Below are 20,332 nucleotides of genomic sequence, written 5' to 3' on the forward strand. Positions count from 1 at the left end.
ATGACGAGAGATCTTATATGTATAAACTGCCCCATGGGCTGTGAAATGACTGTTGAGGTCGAAAACGGAAAGGTCATTTCTGTTAGCGGAAACACCTGTAAACGCGGCGAGATATATGCCGAAAGCGAGATATCCAACCCGACCCGTACCATCACTACTACTGTTATCTCAGCCGAGGGCAGACCTGTCCCCGTGAAGACGGCACAGCCTGTCCCGAAGGATAAAATATCAGAATGTACAGCTGCCATCAAAGCGGCGGAAATACATCTTCCTGTTAAAGTCGGTCAGGTCATCATCGACGATCTGCTTGGAACAGGTTCGCAGGTAACTGTGACAAAAACTGTACAGTAAAACAAAACCGTCCTCAGCTCACCGAGGACGGTTTTTCGGTATTTTTCTGCTATGATAATACACAAAACAACGGCGCTGTCAAGATAAACTTAACCGCGCCGAAGTTTCGTGGTAATTTGAATGAATCAGGTAGTTTAATTATCAGCCGCAAGGAGGAAACGGCAGCCCCAATTTGTTAGAACATCTATAAAATAAATTAATATTTATGATGTTTTACCAACTCTTTTACTATAAATTATTATAGCACAACTTATTAATAAATGCAATAGGCTCGGAGCTGATTTTGTTTAATATTTATGTGTTTTATTTATAAACTTTATTTAATTGTTATAAACTTATAATCAAACAAGACTATTTAATATAAAAAACTTGGATATTTTGGTTCTTCAAAGCTTGAAAGTAGCGAAGAAGTATGTTATAATATATAGGTATAATTATTTTTTATGAAAGAGGTTCACTATCATGGATTACAGATTTTCCGAAAAAGTTTCACACATTAAGGCTTCCGCTATCAGAGAGATACTGAAGTTCACTTCCCAGCCCGGCGTTATCTCGCTGGCGGCAGGCAATCCTGCACCCGAAGCTTTTCCTGTAGATGAGATCACACGCATATCCAAAGAGATATTTGAAGAAGACCCCATCCTTGCACTTCAGTACAGCATATCCGAGGGTTATACTCCTCTCCGTGACCTGCTGAAAAAGGAACTGGAGAAAAAGGGCGAGTTCGATCCCGACAGAGATGAACTGATAATCGTCAGCGGCGCACAGCAGGCTAATGCTATGATGGCAAAAGTTCTCTGCGACCCGGGCGATATCCTTTGCTGTGAGGCACCCAGCTTCATCGGTTCCCTGAATGCCTTCAAGTCCTATAACGTTGACCTGAGAGGCATCACACTGAAAGAAGACGGCATAGACCTTGATGAACTGGAAGAAGTTCTCAAGACAGGCAAGGTAAAGCTTATATACCTGATATGCAATTTCCAGAACCCCACAGGTCTTACCACTTCTCTTGAAAAGAGAAAGGGCGCTTACGAGCTTGCAAAGAAGTACGGCGCGATCATCCTGGAGGACAACCCCTACGGCGATCTGAGATTCACAGGCGAGAACGTTCCTTCCATCAAGAGCATGGACAAGGATGGCATAGTTGCTTATTCCAGAACATTCTCAAAGATACTTGCCCCCGGAATCAGAGTTGGCTATATCAGCGCTCCAAAGGAGATCATCAACAAGATGGTCATCTGCAAGCAGGTCGACGATGTTCACACCAATATCTGGGCACAGGTACTTGCTTACAAGTTCATGACACAGTGCGATATGAATGCGCATCTTGAAAAGCTGAGAGCTATCTACCGTCATAAGTGCCAGCTGATGATCGAGCAGATCGAGAAGAACTTCTCTTCAAAGATCAGCTTCACCAGACCCGAGGGCGGACTTTTCGTATGGTGTACTCTCCCCGATGACTGCGATATGTCTGCTTTCTGCACAAGAGCAGTCAAGGAGTTCAAGGTTGCAGTTGTTCCCGGCAATGCATTCATGATATCCGAGAGCGACCACACAACTTCATTCAGACTTAATTTCTCGACACCCACCGATGAACAGCTTGTTGCAGGCTGCGAGATGCTTGGCAAGCTTTCAAAGGAAATGTTCGGTGAATGATCCTAAGCTGCAGCTGACCCCTGTTCAGCTGGGGCTGACCCTGCTGAACGGTGCGGGGCTCATATTCTGCGCAGGCGGAGATGTATTCCTGCTGATGTTTGACCGCGGCACCGTAAGGCACAGTGCTGTTATAATGAATCTGGCACTGGCAGTCATAGTCGCTGTGATGTGCGGTGTGCTGGTAGTAAAAGCAGGCGATATCGACCTTTTCGATAAAGGTGAACTTCGGGACAAAAAGCCCGCCGTCAGCGCACTCAGAACTTTTTTCTGCATGGTAACGCTGGATATCACCATAGTGCTGATAATGATGCTTGCCGGTACCATGTTCTGGCAGGGCGCAGGCAGGGCGATAAGCTTTACGGCACCACTCATGTTCCTTATGGCGGGGATAGTTTACTATTTTCAGACAAAGGATATGGGTGATACGGAAGTCACCGAGGAAACTGATGCCGAAGCTGATGAGAAGAAGGCTGCACTGATGAAAGCGGCGGAAGATATCATCGCTGAGGAACATCACCCGAGGACGGCTGAGGATATACTTGCACAGGCGAAGGCCGATATCAGTCTTGATGAAGAGGATATACCGGCAGATGCAGAAGTTGACAGGGAGAATGAAAATGAATATATTCAGGATGATTAAGTATACGCTGGCAGTATCTGCGGCGGCATTTACTGCTGCAGCGGTAAGTTCGTGTGCTAAAAGTGACAGCTTCAACAGCAAGGTGCATATCAATGAAGCAATGAGATATATGCGCAATAAGTACGGTGTTGAGTTCACTTACGATGAGGACAGCACAAAGGCGATAACAGATGGCGCATCCGATAATAAGGATGAATACGTCGATGTACTTCTGACCTGCGAGAAGCTGCCCGATTTGAAGATAAGGGTATGCAGCAGTGACGGAGATAAATTCTTTGATGACCTGGTACCGAAAAAATTTGAGCATCAGGCACTGTCGGATATTCAGCTTGCGGCAAAGACCGTTTATACAGGCGATAAGCCGAAGGTCATGCTTTTGCTGAACGAAAAGAATGAAATGGCTGACAGGACTTTGCCCGCTGATACGTCCTATGAGGACTTCCTGCTTTCGGGCGCACTTGGACTTGTAGAGGTATACACCGATGACAGCGATGCACCTCTTGAAGATTACAGGCGGCTGTCAAATATGCTGGCTTCAAACGATATCAACTGCAAGCCGAGCGTTTATTATTTTACGGATAACAGCTATGAGGACATTACCGAAGATGCACCTGCAAAGGCGTATGACGGCAATGACAAAAAGCTGGGTCATATCAGTATAAAAAACGATGAATGTATACTGAACGAAGAATTTGACGGCGATATCATGATAGATGATCTTTACGCACTTGACACAGATGCGGTTTATCTGAAGATCTTTCCCGCTGATAACGAGGATACTGCCGCCTATGATGCAATGTTCGTGCCCCATGACGGCACAGCTGTCACCGAAAGCAAAGCAGAATAACGAAATATTATTGCCGGGATATCCGGTAAAATCATAGATTCATGAAACAGGAGATCATTATGAGCGAATTGAATTTTTCCAAAGACAAGAAACTGATACTTAGCATGATACAGCCTACGGGTACTTTCACCCTGGGCAACTATCTTGGTGCTGTAAAGAACTGGGGTCCTCTGCAGGAGGAGTTTAACTGCGTATATGCAGTTGCAGACCTTCACTCCCTTACAGTTACACAGGAGCCCTCCGCACTGAGAAAGAATTCTCTTCAGGCGTATGCACTGCTTATCGCCTGCGGTATGGATCCCGAGAAGAGCGTACTGTTCTTCCAGAGCCATAACTGCAATCACCCCGAACTCAGCTGGATACTGGGATGTTCAACACAGTTCGGCGAGCTTTCCAGAATGACACAGTTCAAGGATAAGAGCGCAAAGCACGCTGACAATATCAATGCGGGTCTGTTCACTTATCCTGTGCTGATGGCGGCTGATATCCTGGCTTACAATGCCGATCTCGTGCCAATAGGTGCAGACCAGAAACAGCATCTGGAGCTTGCAAGAAATATCGCACAGAGATTCAACCAGCGCTACGGCGAGTTCTTTAATCTGCCCGATCCTTATATACCAAAGATGGGCGCAAAGGTAATGAGCCTGCAGGAGCCTACAAAGAAGATGTCCAAGTCCGATGAGAACCCCAATGCCTGCATATTCATACTCGACGACAAGGATACTATAATAAGAAAGTTCAAGAGGGCTGTTACCGATTCCGAGACCGAGGTAAGATTTGCTGAGGGCAAGGACGGCATCAACAACCTGATGACCATATACAGCGTAGTTACAGGAAATACCTTCGAGGAGATCGAAAAGGAATTCGCAGGCAAGGGCTACGGCGATTTCAAGCTGGCTGTCGGCGAAGCTGTTGCTGACCACCTTGAACCTGTCCGCACAAAGTTCGACAAGCTGATGGCTGACAAGGCATACCTGAAGGAGTGCTACACTGACGGCGCACAGAAGGCTCAGCTGATAACAAGAAGAGTAGTATCAAAGGTGTATCATAAGGTCGGTCTGGTTGACCGCTGATAAGAACTGAAAGGTAAGACCGATCATGACGACGGCACTTTTTAAAGATACTGTACGTGAAGTACTGCGCTCAAAAGGGCGGTTCCTGTCAGTCCTGCTGATAGCCGCCCTCGGGTGCGGGTTCTTTTCGGGGGTCAAGGCGACCATGCCCGATATGGTGAATTCGGCGTCTGCTTATTTTGATGAGTACCGTTTAATGGACTTAAAACTTGTCTCAACCATAGGTGTAAGATCGTCCGACGTTGAAGCTGTTAAGATGGCAGATAATGTCCGCGGGGCGCACGCTGCCTATTCAAAGGAAGTTTTCTATCTGCACGAGAACAAGAACATCGTGCTGAAATGTATATCCTTCAACAGCAGCCTTGACGACAGTAGTCCTAACCTCATGAACAAGCTTCACGTTGTTGAGGGTCGTTTGCCCGAAAATGGCGGCGAATGTGCGGTGGAGGTAAAGATATCTTCGCCCGATACTTTCAGGATAGGCGAAAAGCTGACTTTCTCCGACCCCGACGATACCAAAAAGCTGACGGATACCCTGCAGAACGATACCTTTGAGATAGTAGGCATAGTTACATCGCCCCAGTATATCGGCTATGAACGCGACCATACTACCGAGGGTGACGGTACGATAGTCAGCAATGTATTCCTCCGTGAGGAAGAATTCTATACCAATTATTATACTGAGATGTTCGTTGACCTTGAGGGGCTTGACGAGACCGACCCTTTTTCCGAAGAGTACCGCAAAAGCGTAGATGAAAAAGGTGCGGCTGCAAAGGCTGCATTCGAGAAAAGCGTCAACGAGAGGTTCGGTGACCTTTATACACAGGCGAAAGACAGGATCGCTTCAGCCACAAAGACCGCAGATACTCTGAACGGCGTGCTGGATATGGACAGGGAAGAACTGCTTGAACATATGCCCGAATGGGAGGAAAAAGCAGCGGAGACCAGACGCATATATGAGGAACAGGCAGATCAGGGCAAACGTGCTTATCTGGAAAAATCCGCCATGTTACAGGCTGAAAAGGCACTTGGCATAGCTAAGGAACTGGCTGATGATACTGACGGTTCTGCCCATGAAAAGTATCAGTCACAGCTTGATGATGCCCGCCGAGAGATCGAAGCGGCACAGAAAGAACTGGACGATACAGACGATCCAAAGGTGTACTGCTACAACAGGTTTGACGCAAGTTCCGATTATTCCTCCTTTGAGGGCGACAGTAAAAAGATAGATTCTATCGCAAAGGTATTCCCTGTGTTCTTCATGCTGGTGGCAGGTCTTGTGTGTCTGGCTACTATGTCAAGACTGATGGACGAACAGCGAGGTCTTATAGGCGTATATAAGGCGCTGGGCTATCCGAGAGGGAAGATACTTTCAAAATATCTGGTTTATTCGGGAACTGCGGCTGTTCTGGGTGCTTTTATCGGTTCGGCGGCGGGACTGAAGATATTCCCGCGGGTGATATACAACGGCTACAAAATGCTGTATAATATCCCCGATATACAAACACCGCTGAGATGGGGCTATATCGCCGCCTGCACGGCGGTATCAGCTGTCTGCATATGCGGCGTGACGGTCTACACCTGCATGAGAGACCTTAAAGAAGTTCCAGGAAGCCTTATGCGCCCGAAACCGCCCAAAGCGGGTAAAAGAGTCCTGCTTGAAAACTGGCAGGCAGTATGGGACAGATTCAGCTTCATGGGCAAAGTCACCACAAGGAATATGCTGCGTTCAAAGCGGCGCTTCTTCATGACCCTTGCGGGCGTGACAGGCTGTACTGCCCTTATCATAACGGGCTTCGGGCTGAAAAATTCCATAAGTTCGGTAGTGGACAGGCAGTTCGGCGAGGTATTCGTGTATGACGGAATAGCTGTGATGAACAACAGGTACACCTATGACGAACTTGAAAACGAGATGCAGGGCGAAGAACGTATTGGCGGGCATATGCAGGCACTGCTGAACGAAGTTGATCTTGAAGCTGACGGACAGAAGTGCATGGTGAACATCTGTGTGCCGAGTGAGAGTGAAAGGCTTGAAGAATTCGTACTTCTCAGGGATAAAGATAAGGGTGAAAAGCTTGTTTTGCAGGACGGAAGTGTTGTTATAACACAGAAGCTTGCCGAAAATCTTCATCTCAAAAAGGGCAGTGTTTTCACTGTTACTGAAACTGACGGCAAAATAGCCGAGTTCACAGTTGCTGATGTATGCAGAAACTATGCGTTCCACTATGTTTTTGTTACACCCCATGACTACGAAAAAAGCTTCGGCACTGAACCTGTATACAATATAAGTTTTATCGATCTTAAAAGCGGAACGGATACCGATGCTTTCCGCAATGAGTTTCTTAAAAGCAGCTGTTTCTACGGTTTGACATATAAGAACGATCAGTCGCGAGGTTTCCTCAATTCCATTGACAGCCTGAATACCGTTGTAGGCGTGCTGATATTCAGTGCGGGACTTCTGGCGGCGGTGGTGCTTTACGATCTTGCAAGCATAAATATAACCGAGCGTTTGCGCGAGATCGCCACCGTTAAGGTGCTGGGATTCTATGACAGTGAGACAGATGACTATATCCTCCGCGAGAATCTTATCTCGGCGGCAGTTGGCATACTTGCGGGATTTCCCGTGGGGCGTGTACTGCATTATTTCGTAACTGTCACAGCTGAGGTGGATATACTGATGTTCGATCACACACTTTCATTTTCGGCTATGCTGTACGGCGCACTCATAACTGCGGGATTTACTTTGGCAGTCAACGGTGCATTGCATTTCAGCCTGAAAAGAGTTGATATGATAGGCTCACTGAAATCGGTGGAATAAAATACTAAAAAATGGCGGAACCTTCTGCGTGCAGTACGATGAAACGAAACGTCCGCAGGTAAAGCATGAATGTGTGGTATATACAAGAACGGAGGGCAGATATTATGGGCCTGATAATTTATTATATTATTCTTTTGGCGATGGCGGCGGGTATACCGACAGCCTCAGTATGTATAGGAGAGAAGATCGCTGACCTAAACAACGAGGAAAACCTGATCCTGCTGGTAGCTGTACTTCTCTTATCCTACATCCCACTGGCACTGTATTTCCATATCGGCAGGAAAAAGTTCGGTGAAAAGCACAGACATATCATAATTTCTTCGGCAGCGATGGTTATGGTAGTCTACGCAGGATTCTATATGTTTATCTGGAACGGACTCACACCGCTTGCGCCATAAAAGATAATGTGATAACAAAAATGCTGTAAACAGCGGGCGCAAACCCGTTATATAAATATTTTTACAGGAGGTACAAACAATGAAAGACAAGATCAGAGAGACAGTAAGAGAGATCATCGATAATGAGGTAATGACACCATCTGTGGGTTATTTCTGGAAAGGTCTGGCACTTTTCCTGTTTGGTGTTATCATAGGATTCACCTTTGCCCCCATCAAAAAGGGCATTAAGATAGGCTGCAATAACGGCAACAACTGCATCGACAGCAGCAAGATAACAGATCCTTGCTGTAGGAACAAGCAGGAAGAAAATAACGAAGAAGAAGAGGAATGCTGCGGAAATTTCTGCGCTGACTGATAAATCATTCAAAGGGAGAGTTAATCAAGTATGAAGCTAGGTATGGTCGGATTACCGAATGTCGGTAAATCTACACTTTTTAACGCACTTACAAACGCAGGGGCAGAGTCTGCTAACTATCCGTTCTGCACCATCGAACCGAACGTGGGCATAGTATCTGTGCCCGATAAGCGCCTTGATGCGCTGGCTGAGATGTATCACCCTGTAAAGTTCACACCTGCCACACTGGAATTTGTTGATATCGCAGGTCTGGTAAAGGGTGCATCAAAGGGCGAGGGTCTCGGAAACAAGTTCCTTGCAAATATACGTGAGGTAGATGCGATAGTTCACGTTGTCAGGTGCTTTGAGGACGATAATATAATCCACGTTGACGGTTCTATCGACCCTGCAAGGGATATAGAAACCATCGATCTGGAACTGATATTCTCGGATATCGAGCTTATCGACAGACGTATCGACCGCACCAAGAAAGCTATGAAGGGCGATAAGAGTCTTGGGGCAGTAGTAGAATTCCTTGAAAGACTGAAAGCTCATCTGGAAGAGGGACGTTCTGCAAGAAGCTTTGAGATGACCGAGGACGAGCTGGATCTTCTGAAAGAGACACCTCTGCTTTCGCTGAAACCTGTAATCTACGCTGCAAATCTCTGCGAGGACGATTTCAGGAACAACATCGACACCAATGCGAACTACAAAAAGGTATGCGAGATAGCAGCAGCCGAGAAATCGGCAGTTCTGCCTATATGCGCACAGATTGAGTCTGAGATTTCCGATATGGACGCTGAGGACAAGGCTATGTTCTTATCAGACCTCGGTCTTGAGACTTCCGGTCTCGACCGTATAATAAAGGAGGGCTATGCACTGCTGGGTCTTATCTCATTCCTTACAGCAGGTGAACCCGAGGTAAGGGCTTGGACTATCACCAAGGGTACAAAGGCACCTCAGGCTGCAGGTAAGATACACTCCGATTTCGAGCGCGGATTTATCCGTGCCGAGGTAGTGAGCTTCGACGACCTGATGCAGTACGGTTCTATGTCGGCAGTTCGTGAAAAAGGACTTGCTAGACAGGAGGGCAAGGAGTACGTAATGCAGGACGGCGATATCGTTCTCTTCAAATTCAACGTATAATAACAGACGGCGTTTCCTCTGATTCGGGAAGCGCCGCTTTCTATTATATAATAGTTGACTCCATTGCTATATACAGAATCGGTGTGCGCCTATCACGGTTACGACCTTCCTTGACCACATAAACTTATTAGAGGTCTTGTTAGGGTTGTAGTAGTATATACAACCGCCTGTAGGGTCCCAGCCGTTCAGGGCATCGCGGGCGGCGTTATAGGCAGAGGCTGAAACGGGCTGATTGAACTGACCGTCAACTATGGCTGTAAAAGCACCGTCCTGATATATCACACCTGAGAGGGTATCGGGAAAAGAGGGGTGTTCTATACGGTTGAGTATAACAGCACCAACAGCCACCTGTCCTGCATAGGGCTCACCGCGGGCTTCGGCAGAGATGATTCGTGCCAGCAGATTGATATTAGCCTCGGTAGCGGCAGGCGCAGCACCAATGGAGATACCTAAAGCTTTAAGCGTGATTGGACCTGCGGTACCTGTCTGAGATATGCCTTGCTGTCTTTGAAAAGCAAGGACGGCGTTTCTGGTTATCTCACCATAATAACCTGTGACATTAGTGTTGAACAGACCTCGTTCCTTTAGCTTTTGCTGAATGGCACGAACTTCATTGCCGTATGACCCAAGGGAAGAGACTGTTTCCTTTTCATGTGGAACGATCTTGCCGATAAGGGCAGAAAGAAGCAAAAGAGAAAGAATGACTGCTAAAGACCGACAAATATATTTTGCATCAGACTTCATGATGAACCTCCGATTGATAAATTATAAGCTTATTATTAACTTAAATATCAGATTTATACATATGGTAATTATGCATACAATTACCAGGATAATAGTGGAACTCTTTTACTTGACAAACGCGCCAAAAGGTGCTATAATAATTAAGTTGTCAACGAGAGAGCACGAAAGAACGAATAAAGCGCGGGAAACTTAGGGATAAGAGAACGAGCGCGGAACTAGTTCAGAAGAGCGAAACTCAGAAGCAGCAAAAAATTATCACGAAAAGCACTTGACAAAAGAGCGAAAAAGTGATATAATAAAAAGTACCGCACAAGAGAGAAGTTCAATAAAAAAGAACTGAGCTCGGAAATAAAACTTCAAAAAAGTTCTGAAAAGGGCTTGACAAACGAAGGAAAATGTGGTATAATAAAACAGCTTATAACGCACAAAGAACTCTGAAAAGAGTTCAAAAAAATCTTCAAAAAACTTCTGAAAAGGGGTTGACAAACGAAGAAAAGTGTGGTATAATAAATGAGTTGTCTGACAAAGACAGACAACGAAAGGCATCTTGAAAATTGAACAACCAAGAATACGAAAACCCTTGAAAATACTTTGAGTAACAAAGTATGACCGATGAAGAAATTCATCGGAGTCAAGTACAAGACTAATGAAATGTACAAACGTTCAGTGAAACGAAACTGAGATCATAATTACTCTGAAGAGAGTATTAGGATACAACTTAATTAAGAGTTTGATCCTGGCTCAGGACGAACGCTGGCGGCACGCTTAACACATGCAAGTCGAACGAGCGAAAGAGTGCTTGCACTCTCTAGCTAGTGGCGGACGGGTGAGTAACACGTGAGCAATCTGCCTTTCGGTGGGGGATACCAATTGGAAACGATTGTTAATACCCCATAACATAGATAAGCCGCATGACCTATCTATCAAAGATTTATTGCCGGAAGATGAGCTCGCGTCTGATTAGGTAGTTGGTGAGGTAACGGCCCACCAAGCCGACGATCAGTAGCCGGACTGAGAGGTTGAACGGCCACATTGGGACTGAGACACGGCCCAGACTCCTACGGGAGGCAGCAGTGGGGAATATTGCACAATGGGCGAAAGCCTGATGCAGCGATGCCGCGTGAGGGAAGAAGGTTTTAGGATTGTAAACCTCTGTCTTTGGGGACGATAATGACGGTACCCAAGGAGGAAGCTCCGGCTAACTACGTGCCAGCAGCCGCGGTAATACGTAGGGAGCGAGCGTTGTCCGGAATTACTGGGTGTAAAGGGAGCGTAGGCGGGATTGCAAGTCAGGTGTGAAATTTAGGGGCTTAACCCCTGAACTGCACTTGAAACTGTAGTTCTTGAGTGAAGTAGAGGTAAGCGGAATTCCTAGTGTAGCGGTGAAATGCGTAGATATTAGGAGGAACATCAGTGGCGAAGGCGGCTTACTGGGCTTTAACTGACGCTGAGGCTCGAAAGCGTGGGGAGCAAACAGGATTAGATACCCTGGTAGTCCACGCCGTAAACGATGATTACTAGGTGTGGGGGGACTGACCCCTTCCGTGCCGCAGTTAACACAATAAGTAATCCACCTGGGGAGTACGGCCGCAAGGCTGAAACTCAAAGGAATTGACGGGGGCCCGCACAAGCAGTGGAGTATGTGGTTTAATTCGAAGCAACGCGAAGAACCTTACCAGGTCTTGACATCGTACGCATAGCATAGAGATATGTGAAATCCCTTCGGGGACGTATAGACAGGTGGTGCATGGTTGTCGTCAGCTCGTGTCGTGAGATGTTGGGTTAAGTCCCGCAACGAGCGCAACCCTTACTGTTAGTTGCTACGCAAGAGCACTCTAGCAGGACTGCCGTTGACAAAACGGAGGAAGGTGGGGATGACGTCAAATCATCATGCCCCTTATGACCTGGGCTACACACGTACTACAATGGCTGTTAACAGAGGGAAGCAAAACAGTGATGTGGAGCAAAACCCTAAAAGCAGTCTTAGTTCGGATTGTAGGCTGCAACCCGCCTACATGAAGTCGGAATTGCTAGTAATCGCGGATCAGCATGCCGCGGTGAATACGTTCCCGGGCCTTGTACACACCGCCCGTCACGCCATGGGAGTCGGTAACACCCGAAGCCTGTGTTCTAACCGCAAGGAGGAAGCAGTCGAAGGTGGGATTGATGACTGGGGTGAAGTCGTAACAAGGTAGCCGTATCGGAAGGTGCGGCTGGATCACCTCCTTTCTATGGAGAAGCGAGAAGTAAAATTCTCATAAACAAATCTCCGGTCAGCAAGTGGTGGAAACAGTCGGTTGTTCAATTTTGAAGATGTCTAAAGCATCTTTAAAAGAGCATAAGAGTCCCTTAAACGGGGGTGTAGCTCAGCTGGGAGAGCACCTGCTTTGCAAGCAGGGGGTCAGGAGTTCGATCCTCCTCATCTCCACCATGGGACGAGGACAGAGAGAAAAGCTGACAAGCTACAGGCAAGAACATAACTCGTTTGGGCGCATAGCTCAGGTGGTTAGAGCGCACGCCTGATAAGCGTGAGGTCGGTGGTTCGAGTCCACTTGTGCCCACTGAGGACGAAAGTCCTCTGACAGTAACTTGAAAATTGAATAATGAAGCAATATTAAAAGTAATGCAAATGAGGAAAACGACTAAAAGAAATTAGTCGGGAAAACTACAATCAGCATAACATTAAGGATAACATAATTCTAAGGTTAAGCTAATAAGAGCGTAGGGAGAATGCCTTGGCATTAGGAGCCGATGAAGGACGTGATAAGCTGCGATAAGCTGCGGGGAAGAGCAAGTATCTAGTGATCCGCAGATTTCCGAATGGAGCAATCCGCATGAGTATGCTCATGCACTGTACAGTGAATAAAATAGCTGTATGGGGGGAACCGCCTGAACTGAAACATCTAAGTAGGGCGAGGAAGAGAAATCAACCGAGATTCTGTGAGTAGTGGCGAGCGAAAGCGGAAGAGGCTAAACCAGAGGTAGCAATACCTTTGGGGTTTTGGACAGCATTTAGCATTGTAATGATTTAGTTGAATCGTGTGGGAAAACGAACCAAAGAGTGTGAGAGTCACGTAAGCGAAAAGTCAGAGCAGCGAGCTGTATCCGGAGTACCGCGGGACACGTGAAACCCCGTGGGAAGATGGGGGGACCATCCTCCAAGCCTAAATACTACCTAATGACCGATAGCGAATAGTACTGTGAAGGAACGGTGAAAAGAACCCCGGGAGGGGAGTGAAAAAGAACCTGAAACCCTATGCTTACAAGCACCGAGAGCCCGTCAATGGGTGATCGGGTACCTTTTGTAGAATGGTCCGGCGAGTTATTGTATGCGGCAAGGTTAAGTGCTTAAGGCACGGAGCCGAAGCGAGAGCGAGTCTGAATAGGGCGAATAAGTCGTATGCAATAGACCCGAAACCGAGTGACCTAACCATGTCCAGGCTGAAGTGGAGGTAAAACTCCATGGAGGGCCGAACCCACGTCCGTTGAAAAGGCCGGGGATGAGGTGTGGTTAGCGGTGAAATTCCAATCGAACTCGGATATAGCTGGTTCTCTCCGAAATAGCTTTAGGGCTAGCCTCATGACAGATTACCGGAGGTAAAGCACTGAATGGGCTAGGGGTCGAAAGATTACTGAACCTTATCAAACTAAGAATGCCGGATAATCGATTCATGGGAGTCAGACTGTGTGAGATAAGTCTCACAGTCAAAAGGGAAACAGCCCAGACCCACAGCTAAGGTCCCAAAGTACATTTAAGTGGAAAAGGATGTGGGGTTGCATAAACAACCAGGATGTTGGCTTAGAAGCAGCCACTCATTAAAAGAGTGCGTAATAGCTCACTGGTCGAGTGACCCTGCGCCGAAAATTCAACGGGGCTAAAATGTACACCGAAGCTTGGGATTGTCAGTAATGACAGTGGTAGGAGAGCGTCGAATAAGGGGTGAAGTCAGAGCGGAAGCGCTGGTGGACTTTATTCGAGTGAGAATGCCGGAATGAGTAGCGAGAATTATGTGAGAATCATAATGGCCGAAAATCTAAGGTTTCCTGAGGAAGGTTCGTCCGCTCAGGGTAAGCCGGGGGCTAAGGTCAGGCCGAAAGGCGTAGCCGATGCACATACGGTTGAAATTCCGTAGCCACCGAAAGATTTAAGTATAGGGACGCTTCGAAAGTGATGTTGCCGGGCGATGGTTGACCCGGTCGTAAGGGATCGAAAATAAGTAGAGAAGTCATCATGGACGGAGACAAGAAAAGCTATATGTATATCTTAGGTGCCCGTACCGCAAACCGACACAGGTAGATAGGAAGAAGATTCTAAGGCCAACGGGAGAAGGGTTGTTAAGGAACTCGGCAAGTTGACCCCGTAACTTAGGGATAAGGGGTGCTTGAGTGATCAAGCCGCAGAGAATAGGCCCAGGCGACTGTTTAGCAAAAACACAGGTCTCTGCTAAATCGAAAGATGACGTATAGGGGCTGACACCTGCCCGGTGCCGGAAGGTTAAGAGGAGATGTGAGAGCATCGAATTGAAGCCCCGGTAAACGGCGGCCGTAACTATAACGGTCCTAAGGTAGCGAAATTCCTTGTCAGGTAAGTTCTGACCCGCACGAATGGTGTAACGATCTGGGCACTGTCTCAACAACCCGCCCGGCGAAATTGTAGTACCGGTGAAGATGCCGGTTACCCGCGACTAGACGGAAAGACCCCATGGAGCTTTACTGTAGCCTAATATTGGATTTCGGTATTTCATGTACAGGATAGGTGGGAGACTGGGAAGCATTGGCGTCAGCTGATGTGGAGTCACTGTTGGGATACCACTCTTGAAGTGCTGGAGTTCTAACCTGCGGCTTTGAATCAAGTCGGGGGACATTGTTAGGTGGGCAGTTTGACTGGGGCGGTCGCCTCCTAAAGAGTAACGGAGGCGCTCAAAGGTTCGCTCTGCATGGATGGAAACCATGCGTCAGAGTGTAAACGCAAAAGCGAGCCTAACTGCGAGAATGACGGTTCGAGCAGTAACGAAAGTTGGAGTTAGTGATCCGGCGGTATGTGAATGGAAATGCCGTCGCTCAACGGATAAAAGCTACCCTGGGGATAACAGGCTGATCTCCCCCAAGAGTCCACATCGACGGGGAGGTTTGGCACCTCGATGTCGGCTCATCGCATCCTGGGGCTGAATTCGGTCCCAAGGGTTTGGCTGTTCGCCAATTAAAGCGGTACGCGAGCTGGGTTCAGAACGTCGTGAGACAGTTCGGTCCCTATCTGTCGTGGGCGTAGGATATTTGCAAGGAGCTGTCCCTAGTACGAGAGGACCGGGATGGACGCACCTCTGGTGCACCAGTTGTCACGCCAGTGGCACAGCTGGGCAGCTATGTGCGGAACGGATAAACGCTGAAGGCATCTAAGCGTGAAGCCGCCCTTAAGATAAGATATCCCATCTTTATGAGTAAGACCCCTTGAAGACTACAAGGTTGATAGGCACAAAGTGTAAGTGCAGTGATGCATTAAGCTAGCGTGTACTAATTGGTCGAGGGCTTATCCTAAATTATGTTAATCCTTAAATTACCCTTCATTATTCAATTTTGAGGTTATTGTCCTCAATTAATAGTCGGTGATCATTGAGATGAGGTCACACCTGTTCCCATGCCGAACACAGAAGTTAAGCTCATCTTCGCTGAAAATACTCGGCGGGCGACCGCCCGGGAAAATAAGTTGTCGCCGGCTCTCCCAAAACACTCTTCGGAGTGTTTTGGCATATGCACCATTAGCTCAGATGGTAGAGCAACTGACTCTTAATCAGTGGGTCCTGGGTTCGAGTCCCCGATGGTGCACTTCATAACGCTGAAAACCAGCGTCAAGGCCCGTTGGTCAAGCGGTTAAGACTCCGGCCTCTCACGCCGGCGACGGGAGTTCGATTCTCCCACGGGTCATATTTCCCAAGACCGCAAGCTGACTTCTTCAGTTTGCGTTTTTTTGTACATGGACCATTAGCTCAGTTGGTCAGAGCAACCGGCTCATAACCGGTGGGTCCGGGGTTCGAGTCCCTGATGGTCCACTCTCAATTTCATATCTAGGGGTATAGCTCAGCTGGTAGAGCAGCGGTCTCCAAAACCGCGTGTCCCGAGTTCGATCCTTGGTGCCCCTGCTATCTCCGTGAGGGAAGAAATTCCCTTACGGGGTTTTTCATATCTAAAGTGTGTCTATAGACACAGTGTATGCAATTCACTTGCTGGCACAAGTCCATTGATCTCAGTGAATTTGTGCCAACAAGCGGTAATGCCATACCAGCCTGTTGGTTTTATTTATAACCGCTGTTCCATAGCGGAAATATTTTTTCGATTGCCTTGAAAGTTTTCCTTTTGACGCAGATCAGTTAGATCGCCTAGTCATCAGTGTATTCTGAGGAGTGACAAACTCTTTTAGCAAATACACCTTGCTGTCGGCTGCGCCCTTTGCATAGTCGATACAGACCATGACTTCCCGATTACCTCCCCGGTAGCTCACACCACAGTGTTTATACTCGCTGCACTTACTGTCAATAAGTGGTCACGGCGCACATTGAGGTAGCTGCCATAAGGCAGGCTTGCAAATGCAAACTGTTTCAATGAAGCTGAATCATTCAGCAGTTATTGAGGTCTCGTCGAGGTTGCTTTCTCTATCTGGCTATTCAGTTCAACTGGAGTCAGCCGTAGGATCCGTAAGTCTTACGGGAAAAAGAAAAGAGTTCTCAGCACTTGCCCGCAAAAGCATACTGAAAACTCCTTGACAAATTTATCAAAACAATGCTATAATATACAACATGGACATTGATGAACTCATCTGTAAAAGTCTCACAATTGCTGTTCGAGAGCATTTGTGCTGATGGCTTATTTGAACGCCAATTCATTTAAGTCGCAGGTGAGCGTTTTGTTGTTCGCACTCACTGTATGCATTATAGCACATCGTTTTTTATTTATCAAGTCATTATGAAAAATATTTTTGAATTAATTTTAATTTGTTTGTTCTTTTCTCGTAGATATATCATTTGATATATCGTATATAATTTAGAATATTATAGATTGACGAATTATCCTCTTTTTGGTATTATAGTTCTTGTGCTTTTGCATACAGGAATATATACTTTGGAGGATATTTTTAATGTTATTCGAGAAACAGAGCAACAATACGGTAGAAGAGTACATGACTAATTGGTTAGTTAATACCAAACGTCCAATTTTGAAACGTTCGTCATATGATCGGGTTGAACAAAGCCTTTATTATCAGATTTTTCCGGCTATTGGAAGAATAAAGATGAGGAAACTCACCAGTGATGATATACAGATAATGCTTAACGATTTAGCTGAACGATCTTCTTATAGTACTACTAAAAAAGCATACGTTAATCTGAAGAGTTGTCTTGATCTTGCGGTTTTAAAAGGGGATATAAAGAAGAATCCTATCTTTTTTTATTCAGGTATAATATTTATGTTACAAAATTATATTTTTAAGGAGTTTTTATGAGAACAAAAGCATTATTATTACTCATAACGGCTGTATGCATCTGTGGCTGTATCACAGGCTGCGGAAATTCAGATAACGAAAGTAAAATCGTTACACAGTCCAGTATAATTACTAATGATACAACAGAAGTCGAAAAAAGTGGAAATGAAGAAAATCAAAATAATGACACTACCGCGGAGAATGAAAGCTATTCTGAGACAAAGATAGCTGATGAAGTACTGAATGCGGAAATGTATACTGATGTATTTCAGGTGGGTGAAAAGGTGATAAGGCTTCCCATGACGGCTAAGGAGCTGTTTGATATGGATGGTGTGGAACTGGATGAGGATCAGCTGGCTGGAATAAGCCAAGGTCAAGATCCCACAACGATCATAGCAGAACCAAGTATTTACAATGTTACCATTGATGGTGTTAAAACAAGCTTTTACTTCAATGTAACAACGGAAGAAGAGAAGCAGTTTTTATCGGATTGTAATGTTATGGTATTGTGTAACACAGAAAATGTGGTATTTCCCAAGGGTGTGAAAGCAGGTATGCCAATAGAAGAGATTCGCAGGCTTTGGGGTGAACCTGATATCGAAGAAGCAGAAAAACTTGTATACTTGAGGGATATGGTAACGGATACCTACGTTGTTCCCAAAAAAACAGGTGAAGATGCTTCTATGAGTCAACCATACAGCTATTTCAAGGATGGTGCTTATAGCAGTTTTGGATATTCTTACGAGGTCAGTATAGATCCTAAAACAAAAACAGTTTCGCGTATCAACTTTGATGACGAATATTTAATTATGGCGGCGGGATATACTATCAATTCATTGGATGACTTTCCGAAACCCGATGATAATTTCAGTTTCCCAGATAAATATATGTATCCTGGGAGTGATCACAGTTTTGATATACACTACGAACTTCCAGCGTATATGGGCGACATTTTCAATTGTTTTGCTTACGTATATGAGGATAATGGTCAGAAATATGCAATACACAAAAACAGATTTATAAATACTATTGTGGCAGAGCTTGACCTAATAGAATACACAGACGATAATCTTAGAAAATATAGTGAAGAAATAGTAAAAGAAAATAATCCATTAGATCAGAAAGCGCCTGAACTACTTACTTATTCTGTTAAAAAAGACGGTAATAGAGCAGTTATTATATTCAGAGATAACACTGCAGATGGTATTGATGATAAGACTAGAGGAAGCTATTCAAGAATACAAGTTCACTGTTTGGATGAAAATTTTGTGGATACTATTTTTTCATTTGTTGTTGCACCATGCAACGGCAAGGAAAGCATATCCGATGAGGAGCTTGAAAGCGCAGATAGTTGGTTTTTTGAATTTGCCAAAAGCGTAAAAACAACGAAGAGCGATAATATACTTTAACCAATAAGCAGATAAGAATACAAAGCGTCTGACACCGCCTTTCGGTGAGTGCCGGACGCTTTTTGGTTGCTGAACTGTGTCTATAGACACACTTTTTATCGAGGGATTGACATCGCTTAAACTAAAACATCAACCCTCTTTCTTTTTCTCCCGGATACGCTCTATACCGAAAAACTCATGCTTATTATCAGGCTTGAAAGTAACACCGATCTTGTACTTGCCCTTGCCGTTCTTCTCCTCGATGCTGACCGTGGTGCTGCCGCTGCTTAGAAGAGCCTTGCAGTTGGATTTGGTCAGGGACATGGGCTTTCTTCTCCCTGTGCGGAAAACTAGCCTTGTTTTTATTAACGCACCGACAAGCTCTATGACCTCACTGCGCTTCAGCTTCATCATCTCGGCAAGGTCATTATAGCTATGGAAGAATGTCCGTCTATTGCTGTCAGCCAGTTTGCAGAAAAGCGCATATGCATAGAACATCTTCTGTGACAGACCCAGCTTAAAAACATCGTTAGGCATATAAAAATAATCCGAGAGGAAAGAAAAGGCTTGCAGATCGTAGTGAGTTGCACCCAGACAGCCGTTAGAACGTGTCTGACGATATTGGTGAAATGGATACCCTTTTCAGACAAAGCCTTTAAAACACGCTTAACGGTTGCTACAGACAGTCCACAGATTGCTGCTATCGTTTCCTGCTTGATGCAGACCGCATAACCGTTCGTTGTCAGCTTGGTGTGACTGTTAACGATGCTGTAAAGGCGGCAGGCTACCATTAGTTCGTTACGGGACAGCTACAGCAGTTTATTTGGTATTTTCATTTTACACCTCGATTAATTATTTTTGCAAATAAAAAACGGTAGACAGGTGGTATCTGTCTACCGTTTATTATACAGTATTTAATACTGTATGTCAAGAGTTTTCCTCAATATATTTATCTACGAATTCTTTGAATAAAGCGTTTGGCGTTGTATTGTTTTTGTACGCAAGTTCTTTAAACTTAGCAGCCTTTTCTTTACGAAGTCTGACTGCTAAATTAGTTAAGTTCTCTTTGCCCCATTTGATATTGGCTTTCTGATGAGCTTCTGAAACAGCCATTGTGTCACCTCCGGTTTAAATAGATTGTTATACGGTGATAGTCACCTCAGATCGTTGATGTCAAAAGCCGTGTAGCCCTCATAGTAATAGCTGGTGTCAATGCCTTTCATGAATACTTCACGATCTTCTGTTTTATCTGTAAGGGCATTTTTGAGCAGTATATTTATCTCTGTAGAGCGAATAGGACTTCTCTCCATAGCAAGTAGATAGTCCTCCTTATCTATTAAGCTCCAGTCAACGACTTTTTTCAGTTCGTTCTTGAAAATGTGGTCGAGCCATATCTTTGTTGCTCTTCCGTTTCCCTCACGGAATGGGTGACAGATATTCATCTCAACGTATTTTTCTAAAGACAT

At 45.6% G+C, this 20,332-nt stretch carries 14 protein-coding genes, 6 tRNA genes, 3 rRNA genes and 2 pseudogenes; 20 read left to right on the top strand and 5 right to left on the bottom strand.

Annotated features, from left to right (window positions below):
- The 9 genes from N773_RS0102540 to ychF all read left to right on the top strand — a co-directional run bounded on the left by N773_RS0102540 (window position 1) and on the right by ychF (window position 9,263).
- Window positions 1–351 (top strand): DUF1667 domain-containing protein, encoded by a 351-nt coding sequence (locus N773_RS0102540; RefSeq protein ID WP_024856302.1) that lies wholly within the window; start codon window positions 1–3, stop codon window positions 349–351.
- Between the two features lie 462 nt (window positions 352–813).
- Window positions 814–2,007, top strand: coding sequence for a PLP-dependent aminotransferase family protein (locus tag N773_RS0102545; RefSeq protein ID WP_024856303.1), 1,194 nt, complete (start codon window positions 814–816; stop codon window positions 2,005–2,007).
- Window positions 2,000–2,647, top strand: a complete 648-nt coding sequence (locus tag N773_RS0102550) for a hypothetical protein (protein WP_024856304.1) — start codon at window positions 2,000–2,002, stop codon at window positions 2,645–2,647. Before N773_RS0102545 ends, N773_RS0102550 begins: the two co-directional genes overlap by 8 nt.
- Window positions 2,625–3,494: a hypothetical protein gene (locus N773_RS0102555; protein ID WP_024856305.1), complete on the top strand. Its 870-nt coding sequence runs from the start codon at window positions 2,625–2,627 to the stop codon at window positions 3,492–3,494. The genes N773_RS0102550 and N773_RS0102555 overlap by 23 nt, the downstream gene beginning before the upstream one ends.
- 59 nt (window positions 3,495–3,553) lie before the next feature.
- A complete protein-coding gene (gene trpS, locus N773_RS0102560; RefSeq protein ID WP_024856306.1) occupies window positions 3,554–4,567 on the top strand; it encodes a tryptophan--tRNA ligase in 1,014 nt (337 codons plus the stop codon).
- 25 nt (window positions 4,568–4,592) lie between these two features.
- Complete coding sequence (locus N773_RS19660; protein WP_024856307.1) at window positions 4,593–7,385, top strand: ABC transporter permease; 2,793 nt, start codon at window positions 4,593–4,595, stop codon at window positions 7,383–7,385.
- A 104-nt stretch (window positions 7,386–7,489) separates the two neighbouring features.
- Complete coding sequence (locus tag N773_RS0102570; protein WP_024856308.1) at window positions 7,490–7,783, top strand: hypothetical protein; 294 nt, start codon at window positions 7,490–7,492, stop codon at window positions 7,781–7,783.
- Window positions 7,784–7,862: 79 nt separating this feature from the next.
- Complete coding sequence (locus N773_RS0102575; protein WP_043537746.1) at window positions 7,863–8,138, top strand: hypothetical protein; 276 nt, start codon at window positions 7,863–7,865, stop codon at window positions 8,136–8,138.
- A 30-nt stretch (window positions 8,139–8,168) separates the two neighbouring features.
- On the top strand, window positions 8,169–9,263 hold the full coding sequence (gene ychF / locus N773_RS0102580) for a redox-regulated ATPase YchF (RefSeq protein WP_024856310.1): 1,095 nt from the start codon (window positions 8,169–8,171) through the stop codon (window positions 9,261–9,263).
- 66 nt (window positions 9,264–9,329) lie between these two features.
- Here the strand turns inward: ychF and sleB are convergent, their stop codons facing one another.
- Window positions 9,330–10,007, bottom strand: a complete 678-nt coding sequence (gene sleB, locus N773_RS0102585) for a spore cortex-lytic enzyme (protein WP_024856311.1) — start codon at window positions 10,005–10,007, stop codon at window positions 9,330–9,332.
- Window positions 10,008–10,725: 718 nt separating this feature from the next.
- Here sleB and N773_RS0102590 point away from each other — a divergent pair.
- From N773_RS0102590 to N773_RS0102640, 11 genes are all read left to right on the top strand, one after another.
- Window positions 10,726–12,236, top strand: a 16S ribosomal RNA gene (locus tag N773_RS0102590).
- A 126-nt stretch (window positions 12,237–12,362) separates the two neighbouring features.
- A tRNA-Ala gene (locus N773_RS0102595) sits at window positions 12,363–12,438 on the top strand.
- Between the two features lie 56 nt (window positions 12,439–12,494).
- Window positions 12,495–12,568, top strand: a tRNA-Ile gene (locus N773_RS0102600).
- 142 nt (window positions 12,569–12,710) lie between these two features.
- Window positions 12,711–15,542, top strand: a 23S ribosomal RNA gene (locus N773_RS0102605).
- A 64-nt stretch (window positions 15,543–15,606) separates the two neighbouring features.
- A 5S ribosomal RNA gene (gene rrf / locus N773_RS0102610) occupies window positions 15,607–15,723 on the top strand.
- Together the 16S, 23S and 5S rRNA genes with 6 tRNA genes alongside form the textbook arrangement of a ribosomal RNA operon.
- Window positions 15,724–15,757: 34 nt before the next feature.
- Window positions 15,758–15,830, top strand: a tRNA-Lys gene (locus N773_RS0102615).
- Window positions 15,831–15,857: 27 nt separating this feature from the next.
- Window positions 15,858–15,929 (top strand) — tRNA-Glu (locus N773_RS0102620).
- Between the two features lie 51 nt (window positions 15,930–15,980).
- Window positions 15,981–16,054 (top strand) — tRNA-Ile (locus tag N773_RS0102625).
- A gap of 17 nt (window positions 16,055–16,071) precedes the next feature.
- Window positions 16,072–16,144 (top strand) — tRNA-Trp (locus N773_RS0102630).
- A gap of 992 nt (window positions 16,145–17,136) precedes the next feature.
- The gene (locus N773_RS0102635; RefSeq protein WP_024856312.1) at window positions 17,137–17,499 is read left to right on the top strand and encodes a phage integrase central domain-containing protein; all 363 of its coding nucleotides are present in this window, start codon (window positions 17,137–17,139) and stop codon (window positions 17,497–17,499) included.
- Window positions 17,496–18,887, top strand: coding sequence for a hypothetical protein (locus N773_RS0102640; protein ID WP_024856313.1), 1,392 nt, complete (start codon window positions 17,496–17,498; stop codon window positions 18,885–18,887). Before N773_RS0102635 ends, N773_RS0102640 begins: the two co-directional genes overlap by 4 nt.
- Before the next feature lie 129 nt (window positions 18,888–19,016).
- Here N773_RS0102640 and N773_RS22850 read toward each other — a convergent pair whose 3' ends face one another.
- The 4 genes and pseudogenes from N773_RS22850 to N773_RS0102655 form a co-directional block, all read right to left on the bottom strand.
- The gene (locus N773_RS22850; RefSeq protein ID WP_024856314.1) at window positions 19,017–19,403 is read right to left on the bottom strand and encodes a hypothetical protein; all 387 of its coding nucleotides are present in this window, start codon (window positions 19,401–19,403) and stop codon (window positions 19,017–19,019) included.
- Between the two features lie 107 nt (window positions 19,404–19,510).
- Window positions 19,511–19,657 (bottom strand): annotated as a pseudogene (locus N773_RS23450) (helix-turn-helix domain-containing protein); the annotation flags it as partial.
- 136 nt (window positions 19,658–19,793) lie between these two features.
- Window positions 19,794–19,979: a hypothetical protein gene (locus N773_RS0102650; RefSeq protein WP_024856315.1), complete on the bottom strand. Its 186-nt coding sequence runs from the start codon at window positions 19,977–19,979 to the stop codon at window positions 19,794–19,796.
- Window positions 19,980–20,020: 41 nt separating this feature from the next.
- Window positions 20,021–20,326 (bottom strand): annotated as a pseudogene (locus N773_RS0102655) (protein adenylyltransferase Fic); the annotation flags it as partial.
- Between the last annotated feature and the right edge of the window lie 6 nt (window positions 20,327–20,332).

This window comes from Ruminococcus albus AD2013 (genome assembly GCF_000526775.1).
Lineage (GTDB): Bacteria > Bacillota > Clostridia > Oscillospirales > Ruminococcaceae > Hominimerdicola > Hominimerdicola alba_A.